At 47.4% G+C, this 11,320-nt stretch carries 5 protein-coding genes; 2 read left to right on the forward strand and 3 right to left on the reverse strand.

What is annotated here, in order from left to right:
- Positions 1-328 precede the first annotated feature (328 nt).
- Positions 329-2,887 (forward strand): winged helix-turn-helix domain-containing protein, encoded by a 2,559-nt coding sequence (locus tag BM210_RS27350; protein ID WP_091175446.1) that lies wholly within the window; start codon positions 329-331, stop codon positions 2,885-2,887.
- Positions 2,888-3,089: 202 nt separating this feature from the next.
- Positions 3,090-7,073, forward strand: coding sequence for an S-layer homology domain-containing protein (locus tag BM210_RS27355; protein ID WP_091175448.1), 3,984 nt, complete (start codon positions 3,090-3,092; stop codon positions 7,071-7,073).
- A 247-nt stretch (positions 7,074-7,320) separates the two neighbouring features.
- Here BM210_RS27355 and BM210_RS27360 read toward each other — a convergent pair whose 3' ends face one another.
- The 3 genes from BM210_RS27360 to BM210_RS27370 form a co-directional block, all read right to left on the reverse strand.
- Positions 7,321-8,838, reverse strand: coding sequence for an extracellular solute-binding protein (locus BM210_RS27360; RefSeq protein ID WP_091175449.1), 1,518 nt, complete (start codon positions 8,836-8,838; stop codon positions 7,321-7,323).
- A 487-nt stretch (positions 8,839-9,325) separates the two neighbouring features.
- Positions 9,326-10,198 carry a carbohydrate ABC transporter permease gene (locus tag BM210_RS27365; protein WP_091175451.1) on the reverse strand — a complete coding sequence of 291 codons (873 nt, stop codon included), beginning with the start codon at positions 10,196-10,198 and terminating at the stop codon, positions 9,326-9,328.
- 39 nt (positions 10,199-10,237) lie between these two features.
- The gene (locus BM210_RS27370; protein ID WP_305728476.1) at positions 10,238-11,137 is read right to left on the reverse strand and encodes an ABC transporter permease; all 900 of its coding nucleotides are present in this window, start codon (positions 11,135-11,137) and stop codon (positions 10,238-10,240) included.
- Between the last annotated feature and the right edge of the window lie 183 nt (positions 11,138-11,320).

The raw sequence follows: 11,320 nt of genomic DNA on the forward strand, positions 1-11,320 counted from the left end.
CATTAAAGGTATCTTAACCATCCTTCCAAATCATAAAGCCAATGATGGGATTCTAGTCTTTTGAAACGGCAGGTCGAATGTAATCATTCGTCTGTCCATTCTGCAGTTGAATTAATCAACAAATGATCGGGTTAGGCAGCATAATCAAACAATACAACCGAGGATATCCTTGATCAACTTTAATTGTTGCACCAAAACCTAAATATGGATGGTTATAAAACAAGAAGTGAGATGTGACAGTATGGCTCAAATGGGGCGCGAACTTGTCTTGTCTGATATACTATAAGTAGATTGAACTTAAAGTTCAATTCCGCACGGAGGGATTCTATTGATTGTAAGTACGAAGCTTCATATCCCCCATGCGCGTAAGGTCTTGGTGTCTAGGCCGAGGCTGATGCGCAAGCTGAATGAGGGGCTGCAAGCCAAGCTGACGCTTGTTTCCGCGCAAGCTGGTTATGGGAAAACAACCGTGTTAAGTGAATGGGTGAAGCAATACGGCGCGCTTGTAGCGTGGGTTTCGCTGGATAAGCAGGACAATGACTGGGGTCAGTTCTGGAGCTGCGTCACAGCTTCCATTAAGGAGGCAGTCCAAGGTTTTGGTCAAACGATAGAGCCTCTTCTTGAAAAAGGGCCTACGCTATCATTAAAGTCTGCAATTACGGCATTACTAAATGAGTTGAATCGATTAACCGGTGAGTTGGTCATTATTCTCGACGATTACCATGTCATAGAAGTTCCCGATATTCACCAATCCATGATCTATCTACTTGAGCATTTACCTCCCCATATTCATCTGTTTATTGCAAGTCGCAGTGATTTGGCGATACCTACGGCGCGGCTTCTGGCAAAAGGTGAGCTAAATCAAATCATGATGCATGATTTGCGGTTTCAACTGGATGAGGGGCATGCCTTTTTCAGTGATACGACCGAATTATTACTAACCAAAGAGCAAGTAACGGTGCTGTTCCATCAGACCGAAGGTTGGATCAGCGGCCTGCAGCTGGCGGCGATCTCTCTGAAACGCAGCATGAATATAGGCGAGACCCTTCAACAATTCAGCGGTCACCAGCATCATATAGCTGATTATTTGCTGGAAGAAGTGTTCCTTCATCAATCGGAGTCTATGCGCGCTTTTTTATTGGAAACTTCAGTGTTGAGTCGGATGAATGGTTCCTTGTGCCAGGCTGTAACGGGTCAAGTGAACAGTCAAGAGCTTCTGGAGAGATTAGAGAAGCTGAACTTGTTTGTCATCCCTCTGGACGATCACAGGCAGTGGTATCGCTATCATCAGTTACTTTCTGATTTTTTGCAACAAATGCTTTTTAGAACCGATCCGGACAAATGGATGCAAGCGCATATTCGTGCGGCGAAATGGCTGGAGCAGCATGGTTTTGACGAAGAAGCGGTAGAGCATTATGTAGAGGGACAACAGACCGAAGATGCTGTTCGGTTGATTGAGAAAAAGCTGCCTACGTTCGTGCAATCCAAAAGTGTGCTGCTGATCCGATGGGTATCTGTTTTGCCAGAAAACTCCTTTGTGGAGAAGCCGATGATTGAACTATTCTATATATCCGTATTGCTGGGCGTAGGGGAATGGAAGGCCGCTTTCAGTAGAGTGGAGCAAGCCGCAAGCCGCTTTCAAGCGCAGGAGGGGAACTGGACTGATGCAGAATGGAAGCTCGCTATGGGCAATATTTACTTTTTTATGGCGGTTACCTCTTATCTTCAGAAGGATTTGGAGCGAACGTCGGACTACTTCGAATTGGTAGAACGATATATGCCGGAAGGCAGCTTTTTTCAGACGGTGGGGCGTAACCGATATCAAGGCCATGATTCGTTCGATGATCAGTTGGCGCTTATTAACGATCTACATGCAGCGGATGTCTTCCTGTTGAAGTGGATTACAATCTGGAAAGACAAACGAGAATATCCGTTCATCGGATTCTTGTATGCCTCTTATAGCAAATTGCTGTACGAATGGAATCGGTTGGATGAGGCAGAGTTTTATGTAAATCAGGCGCTTGGACGAGAAGACATACAGCCTTTTGCGCGTATTTTGATGCAAAATATCATTAGTGCTTCGCGGATTCAGCAAGCCAAAGGCAATCTAAACCAAGCATCCGAGCTGTTGGAACAGTTGAAGTCGCAGATTGAGTCGCCAGATGTTGAATTATTTAGGTTGAAAATCGAAGCGGAACAAGCTTGTCTATCTGTGAAGAAAGGCTCACGACAAGATGCGCTTGATTGGTTGCAAAGGTGTGGTCTAGCGCATACGGACGAGGTTTCGCTGAATCGTATGGAAGAGCATTTGGCGTTGGCTAGAGTGCTTGCAGTCTGTGAACGGATGGATGAAGCGCTGTATCTGATGGAACGGTTGGAGCGTTTATTAGACAAGGAAGATCGTCTCCGCGATCGAATCAAGGTGTTGATTATGCAAGGTGTGGCGCTTTATAGGTTAGGTCAGAAAGAGGCTGCACTTGTTCAGTTGGAGACAGCCTTACTCTTAGCAGAACCAGAGGGGTACATTCGCAGCTTTATGGACGAAGGCGCTGTGATGACAGAGTTGTTATCCGCTTATATGAAGGTGCGGCTAGGCGTTCGCATAAAAAGTTCCCCCTCCGCTTCATTAGCGTACGTAGGGCAACTGCTTCAAGCGCTGCACGTCACTTCGAAAGAGGAACTCTCTCTTAAAGAGATACTAACCGAGCGGGAGGCTAGAGTATTCATATTGATCACCCATGGAAAGTCAAACAAGGAAATCGCCAATCGTCTGAATATCTCGGGTGAAACGGTAAAGTCGCATATTAAAAACATATACAGAAAGCTTGGTGTCAACAATCGAGCGCAAGCGTTGGAGCGTGCCAAAGAAATAATGACACTGGCATGAAGGGAATCCCTGGTATCCCCATTTCTTCTGTGTTCTACCCCTTTTTTTGTATTCTTCTCCCCCGTATTTCGGGGGATTTTTTTTTTGCCGAAATAGCCTTAAAGTTAGGAAAGGAGCGACATAAGTTGACATCAAGCAACGGGAGTTTCGACTTTTACTGCGAGCTTTCATCAAGCTCAGGAGATATGGAGGGAAAAGAAACATGACGACCATCAAGAATCAAATTAAAGTAAAAAGGAATAAAACGAAATGGTACATGCTGAGCTTGGCGCTGTTCATTTTAATAGGTGCAGGGTTATTTGCAAACCCGGTACAAGCAACAGAACAATGGAGTCAATATGGCAAGCCGGGATTGGTTCATAGTAAAAAATTGGGAGGATTTTTTTATCCTTATAGCGTGGCGATAGACAACAGCGGTAATATGTATGTGGCGGATACGAGTAACAGCCGCATACAGAAGCTAACCGCTGCCACAGGAGATTGGAGCCAGTTGGGTGGCACTTCTGGAAGTGGCTTAGGCCAATTTAATAATCCAGCTGGGGTGGCGGTAGACAGCAGCGGTAATGTGTATGTGGCAGATACGTTTAACCAGCGCATACAGAAGCTGACAGCAGCCACAGGGACTTGGAGTTCTTTGGGCCAATCCGGAAATGCTGATGGCCAGTTCTGGAATCCAGCTGGAGTGGCGGTAGACAGCAACGGTAATGTATATGTGGCGGATACGTTTAACCACCGCATACAGAAACTGACGGCAACCACAGAGGATTGGAGCCAGTGGGCTTGGAGTTCGTTGGGCCAAGAAGGACATGGCTTAGGTCAGTTTGAAAATCCAACTGGAGTAGCGGTAGACAACAACGGTAATGTATATGTGGCGGATATGTTTAACCACCGCATACAGAAGCTGACGGCAGCCACAAAGGATTGGAGCGAGTGGGCTTGGAGTTCGTTGGGCACTTCCGGAAGTGGCGCTGGCGAGTTTTCCCGTCCAAGTGGAGTTACGGTAGACAGCAGCGGTAATGTGTATGTGGCGGATTCGAGTAACAACCGCATACAAAAGCTGACGGCAGCCACTGGGGCTTGGAGCCAATTGGGCAGCACTTATGGAAGTGACCTAGGCGAGTTCAATATTCCTATGGGAGTGGCGATAGACAGCAGCGGTAATGTGTATGTGGCAGATCCGAATAACCACCGCATACAGAAGCTGACGGCAGCCACACAGGCTTGGAGCCAGTGGAGTGTCATGGGAACTACTGCAGGTACTGCTCCGGGCGAGTTTACTTATCCAACTGGAGTAGCGGTAGACAGCGGCGGAAATATGTATGTGGCGGATAGGAATAACAACCGCATACAGAAGCTGACGGCAGCCACAGGGGTTTGGAGCCAGTGGGGCGGCTCTAGAGGAAGTGGCGCTGGCGAGTTTGATAATCCAACTGGTGTGGCGGTAGACAGCAGAGGTAATATGTATGTGGCGGATTCGGGTAACCGCCGTATACAGATGTTGACGGCAGGGGTTTGGAGTTCGTTGGGTGCTGTAGGCCAGTTTGTTTCTCCATCTGGAGTGGCGATAGACAGCAACGGTAATGTGTATGTGGTGGATACGGGTAACGGCCGCATACAGAAGCTGACGGCAGCCACACAGGCTTGGAGCCAGTTGGAGGATCTAGCCGGAAGTGGCTTAGGCCAGTTTAATAATCCAGCTGGGGTGGCGGTAGACAGCAACGGTAATGTGTATGTGGCGGATAAGAATAACAACCGCATACAGAAGCTAACCGAAGCCACAGGGGCTTGGAGCCAGTTGGGCGGCATTAGAGGAAGTGGCTTAGGCCAGTTTGCTAATCCAACTGGAGTGGCGATAGACAGCAACGGTAATGTGTATGTGGCGGATATGGGTAACTACCGCATACAGAAGCTGACGGCAGCCACAGGGGCTTGGAGCCAGTTGGGAGGCCAGTATGGCCCTGACGTAAGCGAGTTTGCTGATCCAAATGGAGTGGCGGTAGACAGCTATGGTAATGTGTATGTGGCGGATTCGTCTAACCATCGTATACAGAAGCTGGTAACTACGATTGTGCCGAAGGCCCCAACAGGCGTCATGGCTGCAGCAGGTGACCAACAAGCTACCATCAGCTTTACGGCACCTGCTGATAACGGGGGAAGCGTGATTACTAGTTACACGGTAACTGCAAATCCGGGTGGAAAGACAGGAACTGGGGCAACGAGTCCGATTACAGTTACAGGACTTACGAATGGAACCACCTATACCTTTACGGTAGTTGCAATGAATATAGAAGGGAATAGCGTGGCTTCCAGCGAAGTGAGCGTTACGCCACAACCTCCATTAGCTGGAGCTCCGGTGTTAGCAACACCTGTAGCCGGCAATGCGCAGGTAGCCCTTGCATGGAATCCGGTCAACGGTTCGACAGGGTACAGAGTCTACCAAAGTGTAAATTCCGCAACGTATGGAACCGAAGTTACCACAGTGAGCGGATCGGTGTACAACTATAATGTGACAAGCTTAACCAACGGCACGACATACTATTTTGTCGTGAAGGCGATCAATGGCGGCGGAGAAAGTGGAGCTTCCAACATTGTGAGCGCAACACCTCAAGCTCCATTACCAACATCACCGGAGTTAGAGACACCTATAGCCGGCAACGCGCAGTTAGCCCTTACGTGGAATCCGGTTAACTATTCCACAGGCTATAGAGTCTACCAAAGTGTGAATTCATCAACAAATGGAACCGAAGTAGCCACAGTGAGCGGCTCGGTGTACAACTACACTGTGACTGGCTTGACCAATGGTAAGACGTACTATTTTGTCGTGAAGGCGATCAATGGCGGCGGAGAAAGTGGAGCTTCCAACATTGTGAGCGCGATACCGAAGACCGTTCCGGGAGTTCCGACTGACATAACCGCTGTTGCAGGTAGCGGTCAGGCTATCATCAGCTTTAAAGGACCTTCCGATAATGGCGGAAGTGGGATCACAGGGTATGAGGTAACAACAACACCCGGCAACACCATCGTAACAGGAACAACAAGTCCGATTACGATAACAGGCTTGTCGAATGGGTTGACCTATACGTTTACGGTGAAAGCGATCAATAGTGAGGGAAGCAGTGCAATATCTGTTGTCTCCAATCCAGTCATACCGTGGTCATCATCCGGTGACAAAAGTAGTGGCAGCAGCGGCTCAACCTCCTCTAGTGACAATACGCTGACCTCCACGGATGGCAAATTAACGCTTCCGGTTGGTAATAAAGGCAATGTCAGCTTGGAAAATGGGATCACGATCGTTATTCCTGCCGATGCAACAGACAAAGAATTGAAGATCACGATAGAAAAAGTGCTGCAAACTCAAAGTCTGCTCATGAATCAAGGCGTTCTAGCCAGTTCGGTCTTTGAGATTATGAAAAATTTCCCGGACAACTTCAACAAACCGGTAACGCTAACCTTAGCTTTTGATCCTGCAAATGTACAGATCAATCAAAGGGTAGCCGTATTCTACTATGACGAAGCGAAGAACGTATGGGTGGAAGTCGAGGGTAGCAAGGTTAATGGCTCGACCCTCACCGTAGAAGTCAATCACTTTACGAAATTTGCGGTATTCGCTCTAAGCGAAGCGGCTTCAACAGAAACGAAACCAAGTATAACCTTTACGGATATTACTGGACATTGGGCTGAGTCCAACATAAAGCAAGCGGTAAGCGGTGCTATCGTGACTGGATATCCGGACGGGACGTTTAAGCCGAATCACACCGTGACGCGAGCAGAATTTGCCGTGATGCTGATGAACATAATGAAGCTGCCAGGAGAAGGAACGAAGCTGAGTTTCTTAGATTCAGCGAAGATCGGAACTTGGGCGCAGAAAGCGGTCGCGCAGGCGGTACAAGCAGGGATTATTAATGGCTATGAGGACGGAAGCTTCCGTCCAGATGCAGAAATAACACGTGCAGAGATGGCAGTCATACTTGCGAATGCTCTGGGTCGGCATAGTGAATCGAATGTCGCAACGGGCTTTGCAGATGACAAGAGCATTCCAGTGTGGGCGAAGGACGGTGTTGCTTACGTGAAGAAAGCAGGCATTGTGCAAGGAAAAGGTGCTAACGAGTTCGCGCCTCAAGACCACGCTACAAGGGCAGAGGCTGTAACCGTTCTACTCAATATGCTGGCACCAAAGAGCAAGTAATATAAAAATCACCGCTAAACAAGCTTAGAAGGCGCAGGTGCACTTTCTAGGCTTGTTTTTTAGTTCATCCTTTGTATTTAATATTTCTTTTTGGATTTAACGGGCATAGATCATTGGCATTTTAAAAAATTAATCTCGAACTGAGATTATACGACTAAGCTAATGGTATCCGCAAAACAAAATACCCAATAATCTAAAACTGAAAATCCAGCTTTAAGATTAAAGGGTATAACGGTTCATTCCTCGATTACTTCTTAATTTTGGTGTAAGCTTGCTCGTATTCTTTTATTAATTGATCTCCGCCCGCTTTACGCCACTTTTCCACCTCAGCCTGCCAGCCCGCGTCGTCAAGTCTGCCCATAATGTATTTGGTCTGAGCATCCCAGATCATTTGGTCCAGCTCCTTGCCACGTTCACTATAAATCGCAGAATTCAGGGTTAATGCCGGGTTCGGCACGGAATATTGGGTGCCATCGCCTTCCATTTGATTCCCTTTCACCCCGATCGGAGAATCAATCTGCGGCAACACGTTCAAGGTCTCTAAGCTGATCAGGTTGTCGCGATATGGCTTGATTTCTTTGTTGAATAAGTTCAAGTCAGTGATTTCCGTATTTTTGCCGTCAGCCGATACTTTGTAGTGTGTGCCTTCAATACCACGACGCTGCAAAGTCGCCATCTTCGAATCGAGCAGTTGATCCAGAAACTTAAGGACGCGCTTCAATTCAGCCTCGGTCTTCACCGATGATTTCGGAATAACTATCACTCCGAAATTCCCCGGTTCTCCGGCCTGCTTGATGCCGTTCGGTCCTTCGAAGAAGGCCATATCGAACACGCCTTTGGGATTCACTTTGGCCATGCGGTCTTGGAAGCTTCGTCCATTGGTGGCTACTCCACCGAGCTTCATAGCTACCCGCTCGCTATCGATCGCTTTATCGTGCTCAGTTACGTCGTATACGGCGAAATCTTGGTTGATCAGTTTCTCTTCATATAGCTTCCTGAACAGCTTCATGGTATCTACATATGGCTTGGTCATAAATTCCGGCGTAAATTTGCCGTTTTCCGCCGCCCAACGGTTCGGTGCGCCTTGAGTAACAGCAATCCGAGTTAAAGGAGGCTGAGTTCCTTCATTATATCTCTTGTATAACTGGGTTCCGTACGTATCTGCCTTGTTATTGCCGTCCGGATCCTCGGTCGCGATGGCCTTCATCACATTGTACCAATCATCCAAAGTTTTCGGTATTTTCAGCCCTAGCTTGTCGAACCAGTCCTTTCGATAGACAATGGCTGCCCGACCAATTGGACGAAGAACGGGAACGCCGTAAATTTTACCTTCCACAGAAACGTTCTCAAAATATTGTTTATCCAGACCTGCCAAATTTTTATAATCCTTAAGCATCGGTCCGATTTCCCAAAATAAACCAGATTGCATCGCGTTGATTGTCGTAGGAACGTAATTAAGTCTTGCCAGCTTGGGAAGTTCACTGGAGGCGATCATAACGTTAATCTTCTCGTCATAAGCCGCATTCGGAATCCATTGGATATCCAACTTTGTATTGGTGTATTTCTCCAGTGCTTGCTCAAATTCGTTGCCTTTCGATGGAATTTCTCCCACCTGCTGAAGCGCCATCGATAATTGCAATGGAGTATCATCCACTTTGGAAGCTGCCTTTGTTACATCTGTGCTTGCCGGTTTATCCAATCCGCATCCTGAAACTACACCGACCGCCATAATGACGGCGCTAGATAATGCAACCCATTTTTTCATGTTTTCTTAATCCCCCTTATTTTTTCTTCACTTCTACAGCCTTTAAGATGAGGCGTGATTTCCAGAACAGGCCGAACTGTATCACACTGACGACTATCGGGACATACCTCACCCGCAGCATCATAGGCATTCCGTTGACCGAGTTTGTGATGTTGACCTTATAGTCATAGGCGGCGTTGGGAATCCATTGGAATTCCAGCTCCGTGTTGTGTATGTCTCAATGGTGTTTTCCCCTTCATTGTCTTGTGAGGGGACACCTCCCACTTGAGTCGCAGCGATGGTGATAGTATACGCCCGAGTGTCTTGCACTGCTGACGGCTTTGCGCCTTCGCCTTCTGTTCCTTCACCACAGCCGCTGAGTAGGCTGGCCGTGAGAATGAATACGGATGCTCCGGCAATCCATGTCTATGCTTTCATTTTATTAAGACCTCCCTAATTCGAATTAAAGTGATTTATTAAATGATAACGGACCTATTGTAAAGTCCAGTCATCCCTTAACCGAGCCTAACAGTACACCCTTTGCAAAATGCTTCTGCAAGAAAGGATAAATCAGCATAATCGGGATGGTCGCGAAGACGATGACCGCCATCCGGATCGTGAGCGGCTGAATGAGCTGTTCATCCGTACTCGTGTCGCCGATCCGGGTTTGCGCTAGGATGACGATCTCCCGCAATAGCACCTGTACGGGCCAACTTTTGTTGTCGTTGATGTACATGATTGCGTTGAAGAACGTGTTCCAATGGCCGACTGCGTAGAACAAACCAAAGGTCGCCAACGCCGGTGCAGACAGTGGAATTACGACTCGAAGCAGCACACCCAGATCGTTACAGCCGTCGATTTTAGCTGAATCCTCCAGCCCGTCAGGAATTTGCTGGAAAAAGTTTTTTAAGACGATTAAGTTGAAACCGCTGATGGCCACTGGCAGCATCAATGACCATAACGTATTGGTCAATCCCAAGCCTTTAACTACGAAGTAGGTCGGGATCAGCCCGCCATTGAACAGCATCGTAAACAATACGCCCAATATGATGACATTCCGGCCGCGAAATGTTGGTCGTGAAAGCGGATAAGCCAGCAATGAGGTAAATACCAAATTGATTAGAGTCCCAAGGACTGTGATATAGACGGAAATTCCTAAGCTGCGTAAGAGTGTATTGGTGGAGAAGATGTATGTGTACGCCGTCAGAGAAAATTTAGTGGGAAACAGGATAATGCCCCCCTTGGCCACCTCATGCGGATCGGTGAACGAAACCGCCAATATGTAGATAAACGGAAGTACAGTAACTAACCCGACCAGCAACAATATCGTATAATTGATTCCGTCAAAAAGTTTGTTCCCCAGTGTCCTGTCTTGAACCATGGATGGTCGCCCCCTTACCTATAGTTTTGAATGGTAACATTAGTAAACGCCTTCTTCCCCGAACCTTTTAGCCATCCAGTTGGCCGTTAACACTAATACTAAACCGACGACCGATTTGAACATCCCGACGGTGGCGCTATAGCTATACTGGCCTTGCGACAGTCCTTTTAAGAACACATAAGTGTCGAAGACTTCCCCGACTTCACGGTTGGTCGGAGTCAGCATTAGGAAGATGTGCTCGAAGCCGCTGTCCAGGAACGTTCCAAGTCGCAGGATAAGAAGGATAATAATGGTGCTTCGGATAGCCGGAAGCGTAATATGCCAAAGCTGTCTCCAACGATTGGCTCCGTCCATGCGGGCCGCCTCATATAATTGAAGATCCACTCCCGATAAAGCGGCAAGGAAGATAATCGTCCCCCAACCGACTTCTTTCCATATGGATTGCGTGACAATCATCGTTCGGAACCAATCGGCTTCCAGTAAGAAGGCAATTTTCTTGCCGGTCAGCGCGTAAATCAGCTCATTCAATACGCCTCCTTCCGTGGTTAACAACAAATAGAAAATCCCGACGACGACAACCCAGGATACGAAGTGGGGAATGTACACCAGTGTCTGAACGAATCGTTTGAATCTTTCTCTTCGCACCTCATTCATCATCAGCGCCAAAACAATAGGCATTGGAAAGAAAAATACCATGTTGTAAACAGCAAGTAACACCGTGTTTCGGAACAGCTCCCAGAAAATCGGCTCGCCGAAAAATCGCTCAAAATGCTTCAACCCGACAAAAGGGCTGTTAATGATGCCGATATGTGGTTTAAAGTCTTGAAATGCGATGACCAAACCATACATGGGCACATACCTGAAAATCAGGAAGTACAAAATTCCAGGGAGAGCCATAATGTACAACCATTTGTCGCGAACCATTTCGCGCATAAACATATTTTTGACTTGTAACTTTCTTGCAGGTATTGCGGTTGATAGATCTGCTTTTGCTGACATGTAACGTCCCCTTCCAAACGACTATGAATGACCTATACTGGCTCATGCTCCGATTATGCATCAGCCTCCCAGAACAATAAATAGTCTGTTTTTGACAACTCGCCAAACCTAGATCTACGGCCT

Source organism: Paenibacillus sp. 1_12, assembly GCF_900114475.1.
Classification (GTDB): domain Bacteria; phylum Bacillota; class Bacilli; order Paenibacillales; family NBRC-103111; genus Paenibacillus_S.